This is a genomic window from Streptomyces sp. NPDC127119 (assembly GCF_042677425.1).
Taxonomy (GTDB): domain Bacteria; phylum Actinomycetota; class Actinomycetes; order Streptomycetales; family Streptomycetaceae; genus Streptomyces.
This window is the reverse complement of sequence record NZ_JBHXTO010000013.1, coordinates 58,272-81,115: the sequence shown is the minus strand read 5'-3', so window position 1 is coordinate 81,115 and position 22,844 is coordinate 58,272. Positions and strand designations below refer to the sequence as shown.

Here is a 22,844-nt window from a genome sequence, read left to right as displayed (position 1 = left end):
CAGGGACCACGGGGCGGACCAGGTGACGGAGCGGCGCCGGTCAGTCGAGGTGGTGCGCGCGGTCCTACCGGAACGCGGCGAGCCGTTCGGGGTCGGTGGCGTCGACGACGAGGGCGTCGATCCGTGTCGCCGAGTCCGCCATGGCCTCATCGTCCCACCGCGGCGTCAGCCGACGAGGGCGACGGGCGCGTCCCAGGCGTTGCGGTCCACGGTGATCGCGTACCCGCCGCGGGACTCCTTGCTGTTCACCATGTACTGGTGGGCGCGGCTGTGGCCGGTGTACAGCTTCGGGTCCCAGGGCCAGTCCGCGGTGGTGGTGTTCTTCTTGTCCCACAGCGCGTACCAGAGGTTGCCCGGCAGGTCCGTGCGGTCGGTGGCGGTGGCGATCGCCTTGGCACTGGAGCTGCTGAAGCCGTAGTAACCGCCGCGGTAGGTCTTGGCGCGCAGCGTCTTGGTGAAGGAACGCACATAGGTCAGGACCGCGTCGTTGCACGCCTTGTTCGTGACGTCGTACGGCTCCATGTCGAGGTAGACCGGGCTGCCGGCCTTCATGCCGAGCGCGGAGGCCTTGGCGACCGCGTCCTTGGCGTCGCTCGCGCCGACGGAGGCGGCCGTGGCCGCGGTGAACTTCTCCGGGTTCGCACTCGTCTGGCAGGGCGGCTGGGCGCCGACGTACAGGGGGATGAGCTTCCAGCCCAGGGCGGAGACGGACTTCGTCCAGGACGCGGTGAGGTTGGGCTGGGCACAGCCGCGGTTCTTGCCACCGATGTAGACCGCGGCGGCTCCGTAGAAGCCCGTGTTCCAGGCCTTCATCGCCTTGAGCGAAGGCGCCGTGCAGGCGTCGAACGCCCGGCCGGTGTACGTCTTCTGCGCGGGCCACGTCGTGGCCGCCATCGAGGTCTGCGCCATGACCCCGCCACCCGCGACGACGACGGCCCCCGCCGCCGTCCACGCGATGTAGCGCCCCTTCTTGGACAACCGATGTCTGGACATCCCCACCCCATTCACTGCACGGCCCACCGCCGCAACCGACACGCCGGGCATGCGCGACATACGCCGCGACCCGACGGAGAGAAGGTTAAGCCGCCTCGTGCGCACGGGTTCACCCGCCCGGTCGACGGCCGGTTGTAGCCTCCTTCCGCGGTGTCCCCGAAGTCCGGGAAAAGATTTTCCGGGGTGATGTCGAGAACCCGCGCGCGGCTCCGTCCTCGCAGTGAACACGGCCGCAAGGGGCCGTACCGCACCAGGGAGAACACGATGGCCAAGTACCTGCTTCTCAAGCACTACCGGGGCGGGCCCCCATCCCTCAACGACGTGCCGATGGACCGGTGGACGCCGGAGGAGGTCTCGGCCCACATGCAGTACATGAGTGACTTCGCGGAGCGGCTCGAAGGCAGCGGCGAGTTCGTCGACAGCCAGGCCCTGTCGTCGGAGGGCACGTTCGTGCGCCACGACGGCGAGGGACGGCCGCCGGTCACCGACGGCCCGTTCGCGGAGACCAAGGACCTGATCGCGGGCTGGATGGTGATCGACGTCGAGACCTACGAGCGGGCGCTCGAAGTGGCCGGCGAGCTGTCCGCGGCGCCGGGCGCGGGCGGGAAGCCGGTGCAGGAGTGGCTGGAAGTACGGCCGTTCCTGTCCCCGTGCGTGACCGTCACGGACTGACACACGGTGGACGAGACCCTGCTGCGGACGCTCACGCCCGCCGTGCTCGCCGTCCTCGTCCGCCGCGGAGCCGACTTCGCGGCGGCCGAGGACGCCGTGCAGGACGCCCTCGTCGAGGCCGTGCGCGTATGGCCGGACGACCCGCCGCGGGACCCCAAGGGCTGGCTGGTCACGGCGGCCTGGCGCAAGTTCCTCGACGCCGTCCGCGCCGACACCTCCCGGCGGCACCGTGAGGTACGCGTCGACCGCGAGCCCGTGCCCGGCCCGGGCGAGGCGGCCGACGACACGCTCCAGCTGTACTTCCTGTGCGCGCACCCGGCCCTGACCCCGGCCTCGGCCGTCGCCCTCACCCTGCGCGCGGTCGGCGGCCTGACCACACGGCAGATCGCCCAGGCCTACCTGGTGCCGGAGGCGACCATGGCCCAGCGGATCAGCCGGGCCAAGCGGACCGTCTCGGACAGCCGCTTCAACCAGCCCGGTGACGTCGCCACGGTCCTGCGCGTGCTCTACCTGGTCTTCAACGAGGGCTACTCCGGTGATGTCGACCTGGCCGCCGAGGCGATCCGGCTCACCCGCAGCCTCGCCGCCGGGACCAGGCACGAGGAGGTGGCGGGTCTGCTGGCACTCATGCTGCTGCATCACGCGCGGCGCCCGGCACGGACCGGCGCCGACGGCAGGCTCGTACCCCTCGCGGAGCAGGACCGAGGCCTGTGGAACACCCGGCTGATCGCGGAGGGGGTCGACATTCTCCAGGCGGCCCTCGCCCGCGACCGGCTGGGCGAGTTCCAGGCGCAGGCCGCCGTCGCCGCGCTGCACGCCGACGCCCGGTGCGCCGCGGAGACGGACTGGGTGCAGATCGTCGAGTGGTACGACGAGCTGGTACGCCTGACCGGCAACCCGGTGGCGCGCCTCAACCGGGCCGTCGCGGTGGGCGAGGCCGACGGCCCGCGCGCCGGCCTGACCGCCCTGGCGCAACTCGACGCCTCGCTGCCCCGTCACACGGCCGTCGCGGCCTATCTGCACGAGCGGGACGGCGACCTGGCGACCGCGGCACGGCTCTACGCCGAGGCCGCCCGGTCGGCGCCCAGCCTCCCCGAGCGGGACCACCTCACACGCCAGGCCGCACGGCTCAACGCGGAACTGCGCGGTTGAGCGGTCGGGCCGACTGTGCGATGGGGCGGCCGAGCGGCGTGCGGTCCGCCTGACAGTGTCAGATTTTCTTCTCGGTTTACGAATTCGGCGTACACGGCGGCAGTTGACGTCGTACGGTCTGCGCATGCCCGTCGACGAACACATGGCCGCCCTGCCCTCTCTGCGTCAGCGGCGCCGAGCGGCCGCCACCCAGGAGATCCTGGACGCGGCCGAACGCCAGATCGCCGAGAACGGCCCCGCGGCCCTGTCCCTGCGTGCCGTCGCCCGGAGCCTGGGCATGACCGTGCAGGCGCTCTACCACTACTTCCCGAGCCGGGACGAGCTGGTCACGGCCCTCATAGCCAAGGCGTACGAAGCCCTGGGCGACGCCGTCCAGGCCGCCGTCGACGCCTCGCGGGAGGACTCGGCCATGGAGCGGGTGGTGACCGCGGCCGAGGGCTATCGCCGGTGGGCCGTCGACCATCCCGAGCGGTTCCAGCTGCTGTACGGCACACCGTTGCGGTACTACGAGGCTCCCGTCGAGGGTGCGACCACCCAGGCGGTGCGCCGGATGGGCGCGATCTTCGAGCGTGAGATGTTCGACGGCTTCACCCCGGCACAACTGGCCGCGGTCGACGCCTCCGAGCTGTCGCCCGCGTTCGTCGCGTATCTGGACGCGTTGCCGCCGACCGGTCAGGACGCTCTGCCGCCGATCCTGACCGCACTCGTCATGAGCGCGTGGGGGCACATGCACGGCCTGGTCGTCCTGGAGGTGTTCGGGCACACCACGTTCCTCGGCGAACACCCCGCGGAAATCTTCCGCATGGGGATGCGGAACACGCTGAAGGACATCTTCAACCGGATTCCACCGGTGGAACAGGCCGGTTGACCGCCCTGCTGGCGAGAATCCGGAGTTGCTCGGCATTTTCGCCGCTGTCTGCTCCGCGGCACCGTCCATAGGCTCGTGGCATCAACCGCCGACGAGAAGGCTGTCCGCATGTCCGACAAGAGCAATGACGGCACGAGTAATTCCCGTACGAGCAGTTACCGTACGAAGAATTGCCGTATCGGTAATTCCCGTTCCAGCGATGCCCGTTCGAGTGATTCCGGCGGGAGCGGCGCAGGGAAAGGTGTCACCCGGCGCACGGCACTCGGGCGCGGGGCCGGTGTCGCCGCGATCGGCGCGGTCTCCGCGCTCGCCGGCGCGGTGTCCGGTTCCCCCGCCGCCGCGGCGGGACCGGCGACGCGCGCCAACACCTCGGCCCCCGCTGCGGGCGCCCTCCCCAGGTCTGTGGCCGGAGTGCGCATCCCGACCAGCGAACTGGCGGTGAAAACCGCGCAGTTCGTACGGAGCGTGTCCTCGGTGACGCTCTACAACCACGTCATGAGGACGTACCTTTTCGGCTCCCTGCTGTGCGACCGGCGCGGCGTTCCCTACGACAGGGAACTCGCGTTCGTCGCCGCTGCTCTGCACGACCTCGGGCTGGTCACGGCGTACCGGACCCCGGACGAGCGCTTCGAGGTCGACGGCGCCGACGCCGCACAGCGGTTCCTGCGGGAGCAGCACATGTCGGCCGAACGTGTGGCGGTCGTCTGGGACGCCATCGCGCTGCACACCAACGCCGGTATCGCCGCCCGCAAGAGGCCGGAGATCGCGATGGTCTCCGTGGGATCGGGGGTCGATTTCTCGGGGAACGAGCTGGACCGCATTCCGCCCGACACCCTTGAGGAAATACTGGCGGCCTTCCCCAGGGAGGGTTTCAAGCAGGACGCGCTCGACAACATTCTCTCGCTGTGCCGCACCAAACCCATGTCGGTGCTCCTGCACCCCTTCGCCGAGGTCGGCCGCCGTCACCTCCCCGATTTCCCGGTGCCCACGGTGGAGGATCTCCTGCTCGCGGCGCCGTTCGAGGAGTGACGGCCGTTCGAGGAGTGACGGCCGGCCGACCGGTTCCCGCCCCGTCAGGGCGTAACGCTCACTTGCCCGGCGCCGCCTTGCGCAGGGTGGTGATGCAGCTGCTGATGGCCTCCTGGAGCTCCTCCAGGCGCTGAAGCATGTCGTCCTCGTAGAGGGTGTCGAGGTCGTCGGCGTCGTCGAAGGTCAGGTCCTCGAAGACCTTCGTCGCCTTCTGCAGGCTGCTGTAGAACTTCGTACGCCGCTCCTGGAGGCGGAGTTCGGGATCGGCCTGGATGGTCTGGGCGACGATGTCCTTCATCGAGTCGAACGCCTCGGAGGCCCACTCGCTGGTGTCCTCGGTCTCGTCCAGTTCGTCGATGAGCGAGAGGTGGCGTTCGGCCTCGGCGCGCAGCTCCGCGGGGGCGTCGATGGTCTGCCCGGCGGGCGTCTTGACCTGGCCGTTCTCCACGATGTCACGGACATAGCCGATGCGGCTGGCCGCCTGCGTCTCGGTGGCCACCGCCTTCTTCAGGTCGTCGGTGCGCGCGATGTCACGGGCCCACTCCGTCTGCAGCGCCGGGTCCTCCTGGAGTCGGTCGAGGAGCGCCGCGCGGGCCGCCTTCGCCGTGGAGGGGTCGGCGAGGATCGCCGCCCGCAGCGCGGTGGGGTTCTCGGCGACCTCCAGGGCCTTCGTCGGCCGGATGCCCTCGGCCTCGGCCGCCGCGGTGATCGCCGTGCCGCGCTCGGAGGAGGCGCTGGACCGGGAGACGTAGTACGAGTGCCACACGTCGGAGTCCGGCAGCTCCACGTCCTGCCCGGGCGCCAGTGCCTCGAAGTACGGGACGAGACCGTCGTCGGCCGCCTTGTCCCACGCCTTGTAGTAGCGCATGACCCGCTCGGGCGAGCACCCGGCCAGCTCGGCGAAGGCCTTCGCGGAGACCTTCCGCGTCTCACCCGGCGTCTCGCCGCCGGGCCGCACGCTGCGCGCCACCTTCAGCGCGAACGCCCAGCCGCCGGCCCGCACGTACGCCCCGAAGTCCTGGGCGTCGCGCGCGACCTCGGCGGGCACGTCCTCCGGCGTGACGTCGGCGTGCGCCTCGTCGTCGGCGACCTCGGCGTCCGTCCCGTCGGCCGGAGCCTCGGCGTGCGCCGCGTCCGCCGGAGCCTCGGAGTGCGCCCCGGCGTCCGGAGCCACCTCGTGCGCCCCGTCCGCCGGAACCCCGTCGACGGACGCCTCGGGCTCGACCCAGAACTCCCCGGTTTCCGCGGCAGCCTGCGCGGGCACCTGGTCGACGGGCGGAACGGCCGGTTCGGTTTGAGCGGTCACTACGGTCACTGAAAGACTCTCCCGGGGAAGGAACAAGGCGGCAAAGGGCAGCGTACGCAGCCTATATGAACCCGTTCATGATGGTTCGAACTCCCTTGCGCGGACCGCTCCGACGCGCCCGCCGCCGCTCCCGCCCCACCCTCGCCCCCTCCCGTCCCACGAGGGGCCGGGCCCGCAGATAACTCTCCGCCTTCACTCAAGTACGCTTAGTAAATGAACGTTTCGAGTGCGGAACTCCGTGAACCGCAGGGGCCGGCCGCGGTGGTGACGGGCGTGGGCTCCCATCTTCCACCCCGCCGCGTGACCAACGACGAACTGTGCTCCCGGCTGGACAGCAGCGACGAGTGGATCCGGGAGAGAATCGGCATCCAGGAGCGTCGCCGCGCGGACACGACGGTGTCCACGGGAGATCTCGCCGTCGAAGCGGCGCGACGCGCGATGCGGTCGGCCGGTGTCACGGACGTCGACGCCCTCGTCCTGGCCACGACCACCCCGGACCACCACTGCCCGGCCACCGCGCCCGCGGTCGCCCACCGGCTCGGCCTGCGCGACACGATCGCCTTCGACGTCACCGCCGGCTGCGCGGGATTCGTGTACGCGTCGGCCGTCGCCGCCGGCCTCATCAGCGCGGGCAGCGCCCGCAGGGTCCTCGTCGTGGGCGCGGAGACGATGTCCGCCATCATCGACTCCGACGACCGCGCGACGGCCCCGCTCTTCGGCGACGGCGCCGGAGCCGTGGTCCTGGAGGCCGGACTCGCGGGACAGGACGGCAGCCTCGGACCGTTCGCCTGGGGAAGCGACGGCTCACTCGCCGACGCCATCGTCATCCCGGCCGGCGGAGCCCGTGAACGCGACCGGCGGGACACCGCGCCCGCGGGCGACTTCTTCGTTCACATGCGCGGTAACGAGGTCTTCCGGCACGCGGTGCGCCGGATGAGCCAGGCCGCCCGGGACGCGGCGCAGGCCGCCGGATGGACGCTCGACCAGGTCGACCGGCTGGTCGTCCACCAGGCCAACGGGCGCATCGCCGCCTCCGTGGCCGACGCCCTCGGCATCCCGCCCGAGCGCACGCCCTCCAACATCGCCCACGTCGGCAACACCGCGGCGGCCTCCGTCCCGCTGCTGCTCGCCCACGCCGCGGACGAGGGGCAGCTGAAACCTGGGCACCGCGTGCTCGTTGTCGCTTTCGGCAGCGGGCTCGCCTGGGCCGCCACCAGCCTCGTATGGCCCCCGGGCATCACCGCGGAGCTGTAGAGATCCATCTGCCCAGGAACGTAAGGAAACCAAGCACGTGCTGGAAGAACTCAAAGGCATCCTCACGGCGCAGGCCGGACTGCCCCCCGCGCCCATCACCGCCGACGCCACCCTGGCCGACGCCGGCATCGACTCCATGGCCGTGACCGTGCTGTCCATGCAACTGGAGGACCGCATGGGCCTGTTCCTCACCGAGGACGAACTCTCGTGCGCCCCCACCGTCAACGCCCTGGCCGACCTCATCGCGAGCCGAGCCGCCGGGAACCCGTGATGGCGACCGTCCCCTCCGTGTGGAACCCGCCCGAGTGGAACGCGCCCGAGGAGACGAGGGAGGAACTGGTACCCCTGGAATGGCGCGGCCTGCGCTACACCTGCCGCGTCATCACCTCGGACCGGCCCCCGGTCACCGAACCCCTGCTCCTGCTCGGTGGCGCCCTCCAGGACATGTACGCGTGGCCCCGGCTGGAGCGCAGGCTCAGCGCCCACATGCCGCTGGTGTTCGTCGACCTGCCCGGCGTCGGAACAGCCGACGACCTGCCCGCCGAGCAGGGCTTCGACGCGCTCGCCGAGGCCGCCCTGCGGGTCACCGACCGGCTCGGGTTCGACCGGATCAACCTCCTGGGCGCCTCGTACGGCGCGCCGATCGCCTACCGCGCCGCCCTGAGCCGGCCGGCGCGGGTCGCACGGCTCGTCCTGGCGGGTGCCACGCACCGGATGAACCCGCGCCTGGTCTCCGACTGCGAGCAGGTGTGGAGTGCCCGCGCCGCCCTCGCGGACGACGTCGACGGGTCGCTCTCGGACTCCGGCTCGGACGAGATCGCGGGCCGCGCCGTCGCCACGCTGCTGAACACCGCTCTGCGGGACCAGGTCTCCCAGGCGGCCACCGTGGCACGGATGCTGCACCGGCAGTTCGCCCGCATCACCCCGGCCGCGGCCCGCCGCCACGCCGTGTGCCACCGCCGCCTCCTGGCCGCGGACCCGCTCCCGTCCGAGACCATCGACGCCGTGCGCGCGCTGGTGTTCACCGGCGAGCACGACGACGTCAGCACTCCGGACGAGTGCCGTGCCGTGGCAGCCGCCATCGCCGATTCGACCTTCCTGCTGGTCCGCGACGCCGACCACATGGTGCATCTGGAGCGGGAGGCCGAGTACGCCGACCTGGTCCTGCGCTTCCTCACCGACCTCCCGCTCGACGGCCTGCCGTACACGACCGCACCGGAACGGCTCGGGCCGCGCCGGTAGGACCGCAGGCCCGCACACGGCACCGCCCGCCCTGACCATGGCACGGTCCGAGCGGGCGGGCTGTCATGTCGACAGGGCGTCAGAAGGCGTCCTGGCTGTCAGGGAGCGTCACGGAGTGATGCGCCACTGCTGGATGTAGCCCACGTCGATCGCCGCCACGTCACGCACCCGCAGCTTCCACGTGCCGTCGACCGGCTGCGCCGAGGCGTTCACCGTGAAGGTCTGGTCCACGTTGTCCGCCGAACCCCCACTGCGGTTCAGCAGCGAGTACACGGTCCCGTCGGGGCCCACCAGATCGACCGTCAGGTCGCCGCGGTAGGTGTGGACGATGTTGACGTACACCTCGGTGGTCGCCGAGGCGTTGCCCGGGCGGCCCGTGATGGTGATGGGCGACTCGACCGCGGCACCGTTGTCGGGGATGTCGACACGGGTGGAGCTGCCGTAGATGTTCGCCACGCGCCACTCGAAGGTGTCCGACGCGGTCGAACCCGTGCCGTCGGTGACCGTCACGGTCACCTCGCTGGTGCCGGTGGCTGTCGGGACACCGGAGATCAGCCCGCTGTCGCTCGCGGTCAGACCGTCGGGCAGGCCGGTGACCTCGTAGGTCAGGCCCGAGTCCGAGTTGGTGGTGTAGGCCTCGATCTGCAGGGACACGTCCTGGCCGACGCCGGAGAGCTGGTCGGCGATCGGGGAGAGGTTGGTCCCGAGCGCGATGCGGTCACCGACGTTGATGCCCGCCCAGGCGGCGGCGACGGCGAGGTAGGTGTCGCTGTAGGCCCCGAAGAGATCGGTCGCGGCCTGCAGCGTCGCGGTCCTGGCAGCCGCGTAGTTGGTCGTCGAGGTCATGTACGTCGACAGCGCGCGGTACCAGATGTCGGCCGCGTTCTCGATGCCGATGCCCGCCACCGGCACGCCGTCGACGGTCGGGCTGTCGTAGGCGACCCCGTTGACCGTCTTCGCCCCGCTGCCCTCGGAGAGCAGGTAGAAGAAGTGGTTCGCGGGACCGGAGGAGTAGTGGACGTCGATGCTGCCCAGCGAGGCGTCCCAGTAGTCGCGGGAGCGGCTGTCCTTGGAGGGCTTGTCCATGTACCGCAGCGGCGTGCCGTTGCCGTTGATGTCGATCTTCTCGCCGACCAGGTAGTCGGGGACGTCCGCCTCAAGATTGGCGTTGAACTCGACGGCCGCGGCGAAGATGTCCGAGGTCGCCTCGTTGAGGCCGCCCGACTCACCCGAGTACACCAGGCCCGCGGTCGCGGCGGTGACGCCGTGGCTCATCTCGTGGGCCGCCACGTCGAGCGACGTCAGCGGCGCCGCGTTGCCCGCGCCGTCCCCGTACGTCATGCAGAAGCAGGAGTCCTGCCAGAAGGCGTTGACGTAGTTGTTGCCGTAGTGGGCGCGGCTGTAGGCGGCCACACCGTCGTTGCGGATGCCGTTGCGGCCGTGGACGTCCTTGTAGTAGTCCCAGGTCGCCGCCGCGCCGAAGGCGACGTCCACGCCGGCGGTCTGCCGGTTGCCCGGAGTGCCGTCGCCCCAGACATCGTTGTCATCCGTGAAGAGGGTGCCCGTACCGGACGTCCCCTGGTTCAGGTCGTACGTACGCTGCCCGGCGCGGTCGCCGTCGACGAGCTGGTACGAGGAACCGGAGAGCGTGCTGCCGACGGACACGTCGCCGTTGTACTGGCCGTGGCCCGCTCCGGTGTGCACGCCCTCGTACTCGGCGGCGACCTTCCCGGTGCGCGCGTCGGTGACGACGTGCAGTTCGCTGGGCGTGCCGTCGTCCTGTACCCCTTCGACGACGGACTCCCAGGCCAGGACCGGCTTGGCGGACCCGGCGGCCCACACCACGAGCCGGGGCTTGCCCTCGATCGCGGACTTCTCCACATCGGCGGCCTTGCCGACGGCCAGCGCCTTGTCGGCTGCGCCGGTCGCGGAGATCTTCGGCGTGGTCGTCGGCACCGTGATGGTGGCGCGGGTCGCCTTGGACGTGGTGGTGCGGCCCTTCTTCACGTGCAGCACCAGGTCGCCGCCGAGGACCGGAAGCCCGGCGTACGTGCGCTCGTACCGGGTGTGGGTCGTACCGTCGGCGTCCTTGACGACATCCTTGACGACGAGCTTCTCGTGGGAGCCGAGGCCGAGTTGCTTCGCCGTGTCACCGGACTTCGCGGTCGCGCTCTTGAGCAGCGCGGTACGCGCGGCGGGCGACAGGGCGGGCTGGGCTGCCCCGGCGCGCGGTGTGGCGATGATCTTCGAGGGGCCGGAGCCGGGGTCGGCGGGCGCGGCGGACACGGGTGCGCCCTGGACGCCGAGGACGAGCAGCGAGCTCGCGGTGGTGAGGGCGAGAGCTGCGGCGCGTCTGCGCCGGTGGGCAAAGCGATGGGGCCCGGACAATGTCTTCTCCTCCTGCGACGGCCGACGTCTGGTGGACGCCGACGGTGAGCGGGCCGACGGGGTACGGCCGGCCCGAAAGGGGGGTGGAGCGGGAAGAAGCGCAGCACGAGGTGCACACGAAGGCGCCGGAGAACTCGGCGGCGCGTGAGACGTGGGGGTACGGGGGATGTGTGGGTGGGGGGTGTGACGCTGTGAACGAAGGGTGAACGTTCGACAGCAGAGTGACATCCGATGCACAGGTTGTCATGGATGTGACAAGACAACGGCTTGAATTGACCATTGCTTGCTGGGAGTTCCTCACCCGTGGCACATGTTTTCGGCCGTGCTCACCCGGGACCGTCGACGACTATGCCGCACGACTCCGGCCGAGGTGCCGGGCAAGCCAGTCCGTACGGGTCCGGCGGGCCGTGACCGAGATGGGCGCCTGTGGGAAGAGGGCGTCGAATCCGTGGAATCCGCCCGCCCAGACGTGGAGTTCGGCCTGGCCGCCGGCCGCCCAGATGCGGGTGGCGTAGTCGGTGTCCTCGTCGCGGAAGACCTCCGCCGAGCCGGTGTCGATGTAGGTGGTCGGCAGGCCCGAGAGATTGCCGGCCAGGGCGGGGGAGACGTACGGGGACACATCCTCGCCGCCGGGGTCCGGGAGGTCCCCGAGGTCCCCGGCGCCGTCGAGGCGGCCGAGGACGGCATGCCAGCCGAACTCGTTCATCTCGCGGGTCCAGACGCCGGGACCGTCCGCGTACTGGCGGCTGGAGACGCTGGTGTTGCGATGGTCGAGCATGGGGCAGATCAGTATCTGCCCGGCGATCGCCGGGCCGCCGAGGTCACGGGCGAGCAGCGCGACCCCGGCCGCGAGGCCGCCGCCCGCGCTGGCGCCGGCGACGATGATCCGGCCGGGATCGATTCCGAGTTCCCCGGCGTGCTCGGTGATCCAGAGCAGGCCCTGGTAGCAGTCCTCGACCAGGGTCGTACCGGTGGCCTCCGGCGCGAGCCGGTAGTCCACGGAGACCACGACCGCCCCGAACGCGTCCAGCCACTCCAGCGGGATGTCGAGCTGCGAGAAGCGGTCACCCATGACCATTCCGCCGCCGTGCATCCAGTAGACGCAGGGGGAGGCCGTGCCGCGATCGGCGTTCGCGGGGCTGAAGACCGACAGGGGGATCGGGGCGCCGTCCTTGGCGGGCGTGGTGACCTCGCGCCGGTCGGCCTCCCGAGGGGAGAGCAGCAAGTCGACCGGTGTGGGCGGGAGTTGGCGCAGCTGGGCGAGAACCTCCGGGGTGAGCCGCGGGATCAGCGGCATGTCGCCCAGCAGGGCACGCAGTTCGGGGTCCAGGTCGGGTCGGGGGGTGGTGGTCATGGTCGTTGCCTCTCGTGAGGGGTGGGCCGGTGGGTGGTGACAGGCGGGGCAGGGTGGGACGGTGTGGGGCGTGGCGTGGCGTGGTCGCGTCAGAAGGTGGCCTTCCCGCGGACCGGGACGTAGTCGGTGTACGCGGACTCCTGGGCCAGCAGCCCGTCGATCTCCGCCACGATGGCCTGCGCGGCCTCACCGGCGAAGATCCGGTGATGGTCCTCCTCGCTGCTCCATCCCTCGGTGACCTGGACGACATCGGGGTCGGACGCGGAACGGGAGACGAGGTAGACGAGGCAGTGTTCGCTCGCGCCGGGACTGCCCTCGTCCAGGCCGGTCAGCAGCAGGTCGACCAGCCGGTCCCCCATCCCGGGCCTGGCGGTCAGCACGGCGTTGAACCCATAAGCGGCGATCATCGGACGGCTTCCTCTCGGTTTTCTCAGCCTTTTTTGATCTTCTCGATCTTCTTGGCTGATGGAGCGCGATGTGGTGCGGTGATTCCATTGAACCGAGCTGACCTGCGGAAACGTTAGACCGATGCTCGTCGCTGCTTGCACAATCCTCGCGGTGGCCGGAGCGGGAAAGCCGAATGGTGCTGCAATGGACCCATGTGTTTCGAAGAGCTTCGAACCCTGCTGGCCCGGCACGCGCGGCCCGACTGGACCACCGCCGTCGACGGCGTCCTGATCTCGAAGGTCGACCGGCCGGATCCGCCGGCGCCCTCCATGTCGGGCACGGTGCTCGCCGTCATCGCCCAGGGCGCCAAACGCCTCGCGCTGGGCGACCGGGTCTACGAGTACGGCGCCGGGCAGTATCTCGTCGCGTCCGTCGACCTGCCCGTCACCGGGCAGTTCCTCCAGGTCGAACCCGAGCAGCCGGCCCTCGGTTTCGGACTCACCCTCGAACCGTCCGCCGTCGCCGAACTGCTCCTGCGGGCCGGCCCCGGTGACAACCCCCGCCCGGAAGGCGGGGCGCCGTCGGCGATGGCCGTCAGCGACGCCTCGCCCGCGCTGCTCGACGCGGTGGTCCGGATGGTGCGCCTGCTCGACGAGCCCCGCGACCGCGCCGTACTGGCCCCGCTCGTCAAACGCGAGATCCTGTGGCGCGTGATCACCGGCGAGCAGGGCGCCACGGTCCGCCAACTCGGCCTCGCGGACAGCCGGTTGAGCCATGTCTCCCGGGCCGTCGGCTGGATCCGCGAGCACTACGCGGAACCCTTCCTGGTCGAGGACGTGGCGCGCATGTCCGGCATGAGCGTCTCCGCCTTCTACCGCAACTTCCAAGCGGTGACGGCGATGAGCCCCATCCAGTTCCAGAAGCAGATCCGGCTGCAGGAGGCCCGGCTGCTGCTCGCCACCCACCCGGGCGAGGTCACCGGAGTCGGCCGGCGCGTCGGCTACGACAACCCGTCACAGTTCAGCCGCGAGTACCGCCGCCAGTTCGGCGCGCCCCCGAGCCAGGACGCGGCCCGGCTGCGCGACGCCGTACGCACTCCGGGCGCTCCGGCGGGTGCCCCGACAGGTGCTCCGGCGGGTGTCCTTCCCTGAGCGAGCATGGCCTGGGGTGACCCCCCGGCCTGAGGCGGCTGGGAGGATCGTGCAAGAGGGAGCGAGGATGCTTCTAACATCTTCACAGCTCACAGCGCTTCACTGGGAATGTCGGTTCTTCCGCCGGGAGTAGGAACATGCCTCTCTCGCGCGGATCCCATCATCCCGCAGGGAGCACAGCATGAAGACAGTTCTGATCACCGGTGTCTCTTCCGGATACGGGCGGGAGACCGCCCTGTACTTCCACTCGCAGGGGTGGACCGTCATCGCCACGATGCGTACTCCGAGGGCGGACCTCCTGCCCCGGTCGGATCGCCTCCGGGTCGTCGAACTCGACGTGACCAAGCCCGAGACGGTCACCGCCGCGCTGGAAGCGGCGGGACCCGTCGACGTCCTGGTCAACAACGCGGGTGTCCCGCTGATCGGCGTGTTCGAGGGGACGCCCATGGCCCGGGTGCGGGAGGTCTTCGAGACCAACACGTTCGGCGTGATGGCCGTGACGCAGGCGGTACTGCCCCAGTTCCGTGAGCGCGGCTCCGGCGTGGTGGTCAACGTGACCTCCAGCGTGGTGCTGGGACACATGCCCCTCTCGGCCGTCTACAAGGCGAGCAAGATGGCCGTCGAGGGATTCACCGCGTCCCTCGCGCTGGAACTCGCGCCCTTCGGCGTGCAGGCGAAGACGGTCGAGCCGGGCGCCTGTCTGACGACGAACTTCGCGGCCAGGGCGACGGGCGGCGGGGCACTGGACGAACTGATCCCCGCGCCCTACGCGCCGTGGGCGGAGAAGGTCATGGGCGACTTCACGGGCCAGGCCCTGTTCACCAAGGAGAGCGACGTCGCCGAGACGGTGTGGCGGGCCGTGCACGACACGACCGGGCAACTGCGTTTCCCGGCGGGGCCGGACGCGGTCCAGCTCGCCCAGGCGAAGTGACAGCTGTTACCGCTGAGAAACAGGGGCCGGTCGGGTACGAAACATGTATCGCTCAGGTTTGTCCGTATCTGCGAGGGGGTCGTCCCACGCGAGTGACATCAGGAGGACCGTGAGCACGTCATCCCCTTCGTTCCTTCTCCGGTGTGGCAGCGAACCTCCCTACCGGAGTGCCGCCCGGCCCGGGGCGCGTACCCCTCTCCGTCGGCCGGTGTCCGCCGAGACCGGCACGGGGGTGGACCGGTCCGCCCGGTGCGCGCCCCATGCATGAGGTGCTGTGGGTGACAGGGCTGGTGGGCGGGGTGCTGTGCCTCGCCGGACACCTGCCGTCACCCGTGCCGCAATGGCTGCCGCACGCGGTCGCGCTGGCCTGTATGGCGGCGATGACTCCCGGAGCCGGTGACCGGGGGCTGTGGGTGGCGGGTGCCGTCGCGCTCGGCGGTGCCACTCTGTGGGAGCTGCGGGCGGGATGTGTGTTCCGCAGAGCCGCCGAGGCGGTGAATCTGGCCGCGATGGCGCTGCTGACGGCGGTCACCGCGGTTGTAGGACAAAGCCACCACGGCGGGGCAGGTGTCGCCGGCCTCGTGTCGGCCGACTTCACGCCGGCCGAACTCGCGCCGGGGCCGGTGCTGTTGTCCGTCGCGTGCTGGAGCGTGGCGCGGGCGGGCGTGGTGCTCGTCCGGCAGGCCTGGCCGCCCCGGATCACCGCGCTCCCGCCGGGCAGACGTGCGCGTCTGCTGGGCGAGGCGGGCGGTGCGCTCATGGTCACCGCGATGGCCGTCATGCTCGGGCTCCCCTGACGCGGGAACCCGGGCGACGGTGACCAGACCACTCAAGTAGGCCTCCTTGTAGCGGAGTTGAGGTCCCGGGAGTCCGGTCGAGGAAGACCGTGATGTGGCTCCCGAAAATTTGACCCTGTCGCTTTGGATCTCGATGTGTAAGCATTGGATCCAATCAATAAGCAATCGGATGCACGAGGTGAGCGATGCTGAGACGCGAGGACAACGAGCGCGTGACGCGCACTGGTCCGGGCACGCCCCTCGGGCAGCTCATGCGCGCCTACTGGCAGCCGGTCGCCCTCGTCTCGGAGATGTCCGACGAGCGACCGGTCAAGGCGATCCGCATCATGAGCGAGGACCTGGTCCTCTTCCGCCGGGACGACGACGCTCAAGGTGACGACGCTCAAGGTGGCCACGCGCCAGGTGACCACGCGCAAGGTGCGGGGGAGGAGGCGGCCGGGACCGGAGGGTGGGGGCTCGTCGGACGGTTCTGCGCCCACCGGGGCGTCGACCTCTCCTTCGGACGCCGGGAGAGCGGCGGGCTGCGGTGTCTCTACCACGGCTGGCTGTACGGGCCGGACGGCCGCTGTCTCGAACAGCCCGCGGAACCGGAGCACAGCAACTTCGCCGCCAAGGTGCGCATCCCCAGCTACCCCTGCGTGGAGCGCAACGGCATCGTCTTCGCCTACCTCGGCACCGGCGACCCGCCACCCTTCCCGGCGTACGACTGTTTCCGCGCTCCCGAGGAGTACACCTTCGCCTTCAAGGGATGGTGGGAGTGCAACTGGCTGCAGGGGGTGGAAGGCGGGATCGACCCGAGCCATGTCTCCTTCCTGCACCGCTTCGTGGGCGAGGACCCGCGCGAGGTGTACGGGCAGCAGTTCAGCGAAGAGGTGGAGGGCACCGGGAAGAAGCTCTCGGAACTTGTGGGGGCCAGCTTCCGCCCGGACATCGAGGTGGAGAGCGCCGAACACGGCCTGCGGGTCTTCGCGCTGCGCGACCTCACCGAGGACGTCCGGCATGTACGGATCACCAACCTGGTGTTCCCCAACGCCTTCGTGGTGCCCTTCGGCAACGGCAAGGCCTTCTGCCAGTGGCACGTCCCGATCGACGACGAGAACCACTACTGGTTCATGATCCTCTACGACTTCGAGGAGGTCACCGACCAGGAAACACTACTGGCCCAGCGCCTGGCCGAGGTCTCGCTCCCCGACTACCGGCCGCTGCGCAACCGTACGAACGACTGGGGCTTCGATCCCAGGGAGCAGCGGGAACTCACGTACACCGGCATGGGACTGGACATCAACGTCCATGACCAGTGGGCCGTGGAGAGCATGGGGCCGGTGCAGGACCGGACCGTCGAGCGGCTCGGGGTGTCCGACCGTGCCGTGACCGCCAACCGCCGTCTGCTGCTCAAGGCGATCACCTCGTTCGAGAGCGGCAATCCGGTGCCAGGTCTGCCGCTCGACGCGCGGGAGGCCGAGGAGCTGACCGGGCCCCTGGCCATCGACACCATCACCCCCGCGGACGGCTGGGAAGAGGCGTGGCGGCTACGGGAGTCGGAGCGGCGCGCGCGATCCCCGTGGGCGGGGCGGGAGGTGCCCCGTGCGCAGCGCTGACGAGCGGCCGAGGGCGCAGGGCGGCGACGGACCCGGTGCCCGCCCGCTGACCTCCGCCGGAACGGGCGGGTTCGTCGAGCGGCACGGCCTGTGGGACGAGCGGCAGTACGTGGCCGCCGGACACGTACGCCGGGTGATCGACGAACTCGGCCTGGACAAGGTGCGGTTCTCCTTCGCCGACCAGCACGGCGTGCTGCGGGGCAAGACGCTGACCCGGGAGGCGGTGCCCGGCGCCCTGCGATCGGGCGTCACCGCGCCGTCGTCCCTGCTGCTGAAGGACAGCTCCGGCCGGACGGTCTTTCCGGTCTTCTCGGGCGGCGACGGCTTGGCCGACGGGCGCTTCAGCGGGGCCGGTGACATCGTGCTGGTGCCGGACATGACGACGTTCCGGGTGCTGCCGTGGGCCGAGCGGACCGGGTGGATCCTGTGCGACCTCTACCACCCCGACGGCACCCCGGCGGCGTTCTGCTCGCGCGGACTGCTGCGCGACAGGCTGGCCGCGCTGGCGGACACGGGGTACGACCTCACGGTCGGTGTGGAGCTGGAGTTCCATGTGTACCGGCCCGCGTCCCGTCCTTCGGGGGGCGGGACCGCGTCGGTGGGTGTGGGGCGCCCTGGCGCACCAGGACCCGCACCGGAGGTCGAGCCGCTGAGCGGCGGCTCGCAACTGCTGCACGAGGAAGGGCTGGACCGGCTCGACGAGCTGGTGGACCTGCTGTACCGAGGGCTCACCGGACTCGATCTGCCGTTGCGTTCCCTGGAGTTGGAGTTCGGGCCCAGCCAGCTGGAGCTGACTCTCGACGCGCGGGGCGCGGCGCGGGCGGCGGACGACGCGCTGCTGGCCCGTGCGGCGGTGCGGCAGATCTGCCGCAGGCACGGCTACCACGCGACGTTCATGGCGCGGCCCGCCGTGGCGGAGACCGCGTCGAGCGGCTGGCATCTGCACCAGTCGCTGCGGTCCCGGTCGACCGGCGAGGCCGCCTTCGACCCGGCGCCAGGCCCGCAGCCGGGGGAGTCGGCGGGGGCGGTGCAGGGAGAGGCGCTGTCCTCGGTGGGCCGCCACTACCTCGCCGGACTGCTGGAACACGCGCCCGCCGCCACCGTGTTCACCACACCGACCGTCAACGGCTACAAGCGGTACCTGCCGATGTCCCTGGCCCCCGACCGGGTGGTGTGGGGCATCGACAACAAGGGCGCCATGGTGCGGGTCGTCGACGCCCAGGGCGGGGGAGGCGCCCGGCTGGAGAACAGATCCGGCGAGCCGGCGGCGAACCCGTATCTCTACATCGCGTCGCAGGTGATCAGCGGGATGGACGGGATGGCCCGGCGGCTCGACCCGGGCCCGCCGACCACCGATCCGTACGACCCCGCGGCCCGCGGTCTGCCCGGTTCGCTCGCCCAGGCGCTGGACGCGCTCGACGCGGACCCGGTGTTCGCCGAGGCGCTCGGCGAGGACGTCGTCTCCTGGCTCACCACGATCAAACGCGCGGAGTTCGCGCGCTACCTGGCGCATGTCTCGGACTGGGAGCAGCGCGAATACTTCGACCTCGTCTGAGCCGCATGCCGGCCTCCCCTCCGTACCGAACCCCGGCCCCCGCGGTCGGCTCACACCTCACGGAAGACGCCATGACCACGATCAAGGCCCGACCCGCGTTCAACGCCCGACCCGTGCCGCTGGAACCCTTCCTCGTCGACGGACGGTGGATCGCTCCCGGCGAGCGCCGGACGTTCCCCGTCGTCGACCCCGCCTCGGAGACCGAACTGAGCCGGGTCGCCCAGGCCACCCCGCAGGACGTCGACGACGCCGTGGCCGCGGCCTCCCGGGCGCACGAGGACGGCCGCTGGCGCGGTCTGCCGGTCGCCGGGCGCAGCCGCGTACTGCACCGGATCGCCGAGCTGATCGAGGAGCACGCCGAGGAACTCGCGGTACTGGAGACCCTCGACAACGGCAAACCGATCGAACGCTCGCGCGCCGACACCGCGATGAGCGCCAGGACGTTCCGGCACTTCGCGGGTGCCCCCGCCCGGCTGGCCGGCACGGTCGTGCCCCTCGACCGGGGACACCACGTCTACACGGTGCCCGAACCCGTCGGGGTGGCCGCGCTGATCCTGCCGTGGAACTTCCCCATCATGACCGGCTGCTTCAAGCTGGCCCCCGCACTCGCCGCGGGCTGCACCGTCGTGGTCAAGCCCGCCGAGCAGACCCCGCTGACCATGCTCCGCGTCGCCGCCCTGTGCGAGGAGGCGGGGCTGCCGGCAGGCGTGCTCAACGTCCTCACCGGCGACGGCGAGGTGGGTGCCGCGCTCACCGCGCACCCGGGGGTCGCCAAGGTGTCCTTCACCGGCTCCACCGAGGTCGGCAGGATCGTGATGGGCGCCGCCGCCCCCACCGTCAAGCGCCTCACCCTCGAACTCGGCGGGAAGAGCCCCAACATCGTCTTCGCCGACGCCGACCTGGACGCCGCCGTCGTCACCGCGATGCGGGCCGCCTTCGGCCACTCCGGACAGATGTGCACGGCCGGCAGCAGGCTGCTGGTCCAGCGTTCCGTCCTGGCGGAGATGGAGGAGCGACTGGCCGACGCGGTGCGCAAGGTCCCCGTCGGCAACGGCCTGGACGGCGGGATCACCGTCGGCCCGCTGGTCTCGGAGGAGCAGCGGACCCAGGTCCTGTCCTACGTCGAGGCCGGTGTCGCCGAGGGCGCGAAACTGGTGACGGGTGGTCAAGTACCGGACAGGCCGGGCTACTTCGTCGAGCCGGCGCTGTTCACGAACGTCACCAACAGCATGCGGATCGCCCGCGAGGAGATCTTCGGCCCCGTGGTGGGAGTGATCCCCTTCGAGGACGACGACGAAGCCGTCGCCATCGGCAACGACACCTCCTACGGACTCGCCGCCGGTGTGTGGACCAGGGACCTCTCCCGCGCCCACCGCATGGCAGCGCGCCTGCGCGCCGGAACGGTCTGGATCAACACCTACAACATCTTCGACCCGGCGCTGCCCTTCGGGGGAGTCGGCGACTCGGGCCTGGGCCGGGACCTGGGCGACGACGCCCTCTACTCGTACTGCGAGCGCAAGGCGGTGGTCGTCGCACTATGAGCACCGACACGACTCCCGGCACCGACACGACTCCCGGTACGGGCACGACCGCGGCCACCGTCCCGCCTCCGGCGCCCGGCGCACCGGCGTTCGACGTCGCGGCACTGCGCGCCGCCACCCCCGGCATGCGCCACGCCCACCACATGAACGCGGCCGGGTCGGCGCTTCCCAGCGCCGCGACACTGGCCGCCGTCACCGACCATCTGCGCCTGGAGTCGCTGCTCGGCGGCTACGAGGCGGCCGAGGCGCTGGCCGACCGCACGGAGGCGGTGTACGACTCGGCGGCCCGGCTGATCGGCGCGGCGCCCCAGGACATCGCCCTGATGGACAGCGCCTCCACCGCCTGGCAGCGGGCGCTCGGAGCCCTCCGGCTCAAGGCGGGCGACCGCGTCCTGGCCTCGCCCTCCACCTATGTCAGCTCCGCCCTGCACCTGCTGGAGATGCGGGACTCGCACGGCATCGTGCTGGAGGTACTGCCCGCCGACGCGAGCGGGCAGGTCGACCTCGGCGCTCTGGAGACGGCCCTGCGCGAGCCGGCGGCGCTGGTGACCGTCGCGCATGTCCCCACGTCGTCCGGACTGGTGGAGCCGGTGGCCGCCGTCGGCGCGCTGGCGGCCCGCGCGGGGGTGCCGCTGCTGCTGGACGCCACGCAGTCGCTCGGTCAACTCCCCGTCGACGTAAGGGAGATGCGCTGCGGCATCGTCGTCGCCACCGGCCGCAAGTTCCTGCGCGGACCGCGCGGAACGGGCCTGCTGTACGTGGACCGGGAGCTGCGGGAGAGAGCGCGGCCCGCCGCTCCGGACGTACGCGGTGCCCAGTGGTCGTCGGCCTACGGGTACGAGGTGGTGCCGGGGGCGCGGCGGTACGAGACCTGGGAGTCCTCCCACGCCCTGCGACTGGGCCTGGGCACGGCCCTGGACGAGGCGCTCGGCCTCGGCGTCGCCCGGATCCACGACCATGTGACGGAGCTGGCCGAGCGGTTGCGGGCCGGGCTGTCGGGCGTGCCGGGCATCCGGCGGACCGATCCGTCGGCGGCTGCCTCGGGCATCGTGACGTTCCTGCGCGAGGACGAGGACCCCCGCCAGACCGTACGGGACCTGCGGGCCACCGGTTTCAGACTGACGACCGTGCCGGCCTCGCACGGTCAGTGGGATCTGGGCAGACGCGGTCTGGAGCGGGTCGCGCGAGCCTCCCTGCACGTCTACAACAGCGAGGACGACGTGGACGCGCTCGTCGCGGCGCTGACCGCACGGGAACGGCGGCGCAGGGGAGCCGGGACGGAGGGCCACGGCTCGGCAACCGCAGCCGCAACCGCAGGCGCCACCGACGCATCGGCGCCCGCCGTCGAGCCCGTACCCGCACCGGCGGCTGCCGTCGAGCCCCCGTCCGGTCCGGTGGCCCTCTCCCGGCCCGCCCCCTCCCGGCCGTCGGGACCCGTCGGTGACAGGGCCGATGTGATCGTCGTCGGGGCCGGCATCCACGGCTCGTCCGCCGCCTGGCAGTTGGCGGCGCGCGGAGCGAGCGTGATCCACCTCGACCGGTTCCCCGCAGGTCACACCGAGGGCTCCTCGCACGGGCGGACGCGGATGATCCGGCGGGCCTACCCCGCCGAGGTCTGGGACGGCCTGGTCGACACCGCCTACCGCGCCTGGGACGAACTCGAACTCGCCGCCGGGCAACGGCTGGTGACCACCACGGGCGGCCTGTACGCCAGGGCGGTCGACGCCCCCGCCACCCTGCGCGGCCCCGGCTGCGAGACCGTCGACCACGTCCGCGCGGCCGGACTCTTCCCCGGGCTGCGGCTGTGCGAGGGATTCACCGCGGTGCACGATCCGGCCGCCGGTGTCATCGACGCCCAGGCCTCGCTCACCGCCCTGGCGGCACTGGGCCGCGCGCACGGCGTGGACCGGCGCGACGGCTGCACGGTCCTCGGCCGGCACCGGGACGGCGAGGGCGTACGCGTGGAAACGGACCAGGGTGTCCTGCACGCGGACCGGCTGGTCGTCTGCGCGGGCCCCTGGACCGGTGAACTGCTCCCCGCCTTCGCCACGCCGCTGAGCGTGGTGCGGATCGTGAACCTGCACCTCGGCTCCGCACGGCGCCACCTGCTGGAGCCACCGCTGCTGGGCGCGTTCTCCGTGGACGTACCGGATGTCGGGCTGCTGTACGGCATCCCGGCCTTCGGTGGAGCCGGTGTCAAGATCGGCCTGGACCACGGGCCGCCCGAGGACCCGTCGACGACCGCCGGACCGGTCACCGAGGCGGAGCGGGACCGGCTCCTCGGCCTGGCCTCACGGTTTCTCCCGGCGGCCGACGGGCCGGTGGAGGAGGCGATCACCTGCCGTTACACCATGGCACCGAACAACCGCTTCGCCGTCGGCCGACTGCCGGGCGAGGAACGGGTGTTCGTGGCGGCGGCCTGCTCCGGGCACGGCTTCAAGTTCGGGCCCGCGCTGGGCGCCGCGCTCGCGGATCTGGCGGAGGGCAAGGAGCGGCCGGACCTGGACTTCCTGTCCCCGGCCGCGATGGGCATCACCGACCGCCCCGCACCGGGAGCCACGCCATGACCACGGGCACCCGCGCGGCCGGCCGATCGGCAGCTGCAGGTCGATCGGTGACAGCCGAC

The 22,844-nt window shown here is 71.4% G+C and carries 19 protein-coding genes; 14 read left to right on the top strand and 5 right to left on the bottom strand.

Annotation, left to right across the window (positions count from 1 at the left end):
* Positions 1–165 precede the first annotated feature (165 nt).
* Positions 166–993 carry a glycoside hydrolase domain-containing protein gene (locus ACFVH5_RS09335; RefSeq protein WP_385832941.1) on the bottom strand — a complete coding sequence of 276 codons (828 nt, stop codon included), beginning with the start codon at positions 991–993 and terminating at the stop codon, positions 166–168.
* 264 nt (positions 994–1,257) lie between these two features.
* Here ACFVH5_RS09335 and ACFVH5_RS09330 point away from each other — a divergent pair, with 264 nt between their 5' ends.
* The 4 genes from ACFVH5_RS09330 (at position 1,258) to ACFVH5_RS09315 (ending at position 4,714) form a co-directional block, all read left to right on the top strand.
* The gene (locus ACFVH5_RS09330) at positions 1,258–1,665 is read left to right on the top strand and encodes a YciI family protein (RefSeq protein WP_385832940.1); all 408 of its coding nucleotides are present in this window, start codon (positions 1,258–1,260) and stop codon (positions 1,663–1,665) included.
* A 6-nt stretch (positions 1,666–1,671) separates the two neighbouring features.
* Positions 1,672–2,817 (top strand): RNA polymerase sigma factor, encoded by a 1,146-nt coding sequence (locus tag ACFVH5_RS09325; protein ID WP_385832939.1) that lies wholly within the window; start codon positions 1,672–1,674, stop codon positions 2,815–2,817.
* 124 nt (positions 2,818–2,941) lie between these two features.
* The gene (locus tag ACFVH5_RS09320) at positions 2,942–3,685 is read left to right on the top strand and encodes a TetR/AcrR family transcriptional regulator (protein WP_385832938.1); all 744 of its coding nucleotides are present in this window, start codon (positions 2,942–2,944) and stop codon (positions 3,683–3,685) included.
* A gap of 108 nt (positions 3,686–3,793) precedes the next feature.
* Positions 3,794–4,714, top strand: coding sequence for an HD domain-containing protein (locus tag ACFVH5_RS09315; RefSeq protein ID WP_385832937.1), 921 nt, complete (start codon positions 3,794–3,796; stop codon positions 4,712–4,714).
* A gap of 58 nt (positions 4,715–4,772) precedes the next feature.
* On the opposite strand, the gene ACFVH5_RS09310 is transcribed toward ACFVH5_RS09315, so the two are convergent.
* Positions 4,773–6,029, bottom strand: coding sequence for a hypothetical protein (locus tag ACFVH5_RS09310; RefSeq protein ID WP_385832936.1), 1,257 nt, complete (start codon positions 6,027–6,029; stop codon positions 4,773–4,775).
* A 204-nt stretch (positions 6,030–6,233) separates the two neighbouring features.
* Here ACFVH5_RS09310 and ACFVH5_RS09305 point away from each other — a divergent pair, with 204 nt between their 5' ends.
* The 3 genes from ACFVH5_RS09305 to ACFVH5_RS09295 are packed head-to-tail and all read left to right on the top strand — an operon-like array spanning position 6,234 to position 8,516.
* Positions 6,234–7,274 carry a beta-ketoacyl-ACP synthase III gene (locus tag ACFVH5_RS09305; protein ID WP_385832935.1) on the top strand — a complete coding sequence of 347 codons (1,041 nt, stop codon included), beginning with the start codon at positions 6,234–6,236 and terminating at the stop codon, positions 7,272–7,274.
* A gap of 37 nt (positions 7,275–7,311) precedes the next feature.
* A complete protein-coding gene (locus ACFVH5_RS09300) occupies positions 7,312–7,545 on the top strand; it encodes an acyl carrier protein (RefSeq protein ID WP_159074146.1) in 234 nt (77 codons plus the stop codon).
* On the top strand, positions 7,545–8,516 hold the full coding sequence (locus tag ACFVH5_RS09295; RefSeq protein ID WP_385832934.1) for an alpha/beta fold hydrolase: 972 nt from the start codon (positions 7,545–7,547) through the stop codon (positions 8,514–8,516). The genes ACFVH5_RS09300 and ACFVH5_RS09295 overlap by 1 nt, the downstream gene beginning before the upstream one ends.
* A gap of 108 nt (positions 8,517–8,624) precedes the next feature.
* Here ACFVH5_RS09295 and ACFVH5_RS09290 read toward each other — a convergent pair whose 3' ends face one another.
* The 3 genes from ACFVH5_RS09290 to ACFVH5_RS09280 all read right to left on the bottom strand — a co-directional run bounded on the left by ACFVH5_RS09290 (position 8,625) and on the right by ACFVH5_RS09280 (position 12,665).
* Positions 8,625–10,904, bottom strand: coding sequence for a M4 family metallopeptidase (locus ACFVH5_RS09290; RefSeq protein ID WP_385832933.1), 2,280 nt, complete (start codon positions 10,902–10,904; stop codon positions 8,625–8,627).
* A 346-nt stretch (positions 10,905–11,250) separates the two neighbouring features.
* Entirely contained in the window at positions 11,251–12,258 is a 1,008-nt protein-coding gene (locus tag ACFVH5_RS09285) for an alpha/beta hydrolase fold domain-containing protein (RefSeq protein WP_385832932.1), read from the bottom strand.
* Positions 12,259–12,347: 89 nt separating this feature from the next.
* Complete coding sequence (locus tag ACFVH5_RS09280; RefSeq protein WP_385832931.1) at positions 12,348–12,665, bottom strand: putative quinol monooxygenase; 318 nt, start codon at positions 12,663–12,665, stop codon at positions 12,348–12,350.
* Between the two features lie 192 nt (positions 12,666–12,857).
* Here ACFVH5_RS09280 and ACFVH5_RS09275 point away from each other — a divergent pair, with 192 nt between their 5' ends.
* The 7 genes from ACFVH5_RS09275 (at position 12,858) to solA (ending at position 22,785) form a co-directional block, all read left to right on the top strand.
* The gene (locus tag ACFVH5_RS09275; RefSeq protein ID WP_385832929.1) at positions 12,858–13,796 is read left to right on the top strand and encodes an AraC family transcriptional regulator N-terminal domain-containing protein; all 939 of its coding nucleotides are present in this window, start codon (positions 12,858–12,860) and stop codon (positions 13,794–13,796) included.
* Positions 13,797–13,977: 181 nt separating this feature from the next.
* Positions 13,978–14,727, top strand: coding sequence for an SDR family oxidoreductase (locus ACFVH5_RS09270; RefSeq protein WP_385832928.1), 750 nt, complete (start codon positions 13,978–13,980; stop codon positions 14,725–14,727).
* 260 nt (positions 14,728–14,987) lie between these two features.
* Positions 14,988–15,524 carry a hypothetical protein gene (locus ACFVH5_RS09265; protein WP_385832927.1) on the top strand — a complete coding sequence of 179 codons (537 nt, stop codon included), beginning with the start codon at positions 14,988–14,990 and terminating at the stop codon, positions 15,522–15,524.
* 185 nt (positions 15,525–15,709) lie between these two features.
* Positions 15,710–17,122, top strand: a complete 1,413-nt coding sequence (locus tag ACFVH5_RS09260) for a Rieske 2Fe-2S domain-containing protein (RefSeq protein ID WP_385832926.1) — start codon at positions 15,710–15,712, stop codon at positions 17,120–17,122.
* Positions 17,109–18,677, top strand: coding sequence for a glutamine synthetase family protein (locus ACFVH5_RS09255; RefSeq protein ID WP_385832925.1), 1,569 nt, complete (start codon positions 17,109–17,111; stop codon positions 18,675–18,677). The genes ACFVH5_RS09260 and ACFVH5_RS09255 overlap by 14 nt, the downstream gene beginning before the upstream one ends.
* Positions 18,678–18,748: 71 nt before the next feature.
* Complete coding sequence (locus ACFVH5_RS09250; RefSeq protein WP_385832924.1) at positions 18,749–20,218, top strand: aldehyde dehydrogenase family protein; 1,470 nt, start codon at positions 18,749–18,751, stop codon at positions 20,216–20,218.
* Positions 20,215–22,785 (top strand): N-methyl-L-tryptophan oxidase, encoded by a 2,571-nt coding sequence (gene solA, locus ACFVH5_RS09245; protein ID WP_385832923.1) that lies wholly within the window; start codon positions 20,215–20,217, stop codon positions 22,783–22,785. Before ACFVH5_RS09250 ends, solA begins: the two co-directional genes overlap by 4 nt.
* The last annotated feature ends 59 nt before the right edge of the window (positions 22,786–22,844 follow it).

Excerpts from the sequence above, each read along its gene's own strand:
- ACFVH5_RS09335 (WP_385832941.1), bottom strand. The coding sequence starts at position 993 with ATGTCCAGACATCGGTTGTCCAAGAAGGGGCGCTACATCGCGTGGACG.
- ACFVH5_RS09330 (WP_385832940.1), top strand. The coding sequence starts at position 1,258 with ATGGCCAAGTACCTGCTTCTCAAGCACTACCGGGGCGGGCCCCCATCC.
- ACFVH5_RS09320 (WP_385832938.1), top strand. The coding sequence starts at position 2,942 with ATGCCCGTCGACGAACACATGGCCGCCCTGCCCTCTCTGCGTCAGCGG.
- ACFVH5_RS09315 (WP_385832937.1), top strand. The coding sequence starts at position 3,794 with ATGTCCGACAAGAGCAATGACGGCACGAGTAATTCCCGTACGAGCAGT.
- ACFVH5_RS09305 (WP_385832935.1), top strand. The coding sequence starts at position 6,234 with ATGAACGTTTCGAGTGCGGAACTCCGTGAACCGCAGGGGCCGGCCGCG.
- ACFVH5_RS09295 (WP_385832934.1), top strand. The coding sequence starts at position 7,545 with ATGGCGACCGTCCCCTCCGTGTGGAACCCGCCCGAGTGGAACGCGCCC.
- ACFVH5_RS09285 (WP_385832932.1), bottom strand. The coding sequence starts at position 12,258 with ATGACCACCACCCCCCGACCCGACCTGGACCCCGAACTGCGTGCCCTG.
- ACFVH5_RS09280 (WP_385832931.1), bottom strand. The coding sequence starts at position 12,665 with ATGATCGCCGCTTATGGGTTCAACGCCGTGCTGACCGCCAGGCCCGGG.
- ACFVH5_RS09275 (WP_385832929.1), top strand. The coding sequence starts at position 12,858 with ATGTGTTTCGAAGAGCTTCGAACCCTGCTGGCCCGGCACGCGCGGCCC.
- ACFVH5_RS09270 (WP_385832928.1), top strand. The coding sequence starts at position 13,978 with ATGAAGACAGTTCTGATCACCGGTGTCTCTTCCGGATACGGGCGGGAG.
- ACFVH5_RS09265 (WP_385832927.1), top strand. The coding sequence starts at position 14,988 with ATGCATGAGGTGCTGTGGGTGACAGGGCTGGTGGGCGGGGTGCTGTGC.
- ACFVH5_RS09260 (WP_385832926.1), top strand. The coding sequence starts at position 15,710 with ATGCTGAGACGCGAGGACAACGAGCGCGTGACGCGCACTGGTCCGGGC.
- ACFVH5_RS09250 (WP_385832924.1), top strand. The coding sequence starts at position 18,749 with ATGACCACGATCAAGGCCCGACCCGCGTTCAACGCCCGACCCGTGCCG.
- solA (WP_385832923.1), top strand. The coding sequence starts at position 20,215 with ATGAGCACCGACACGACTCCCGGCACCGACACGACTCCCGGTACGGGC.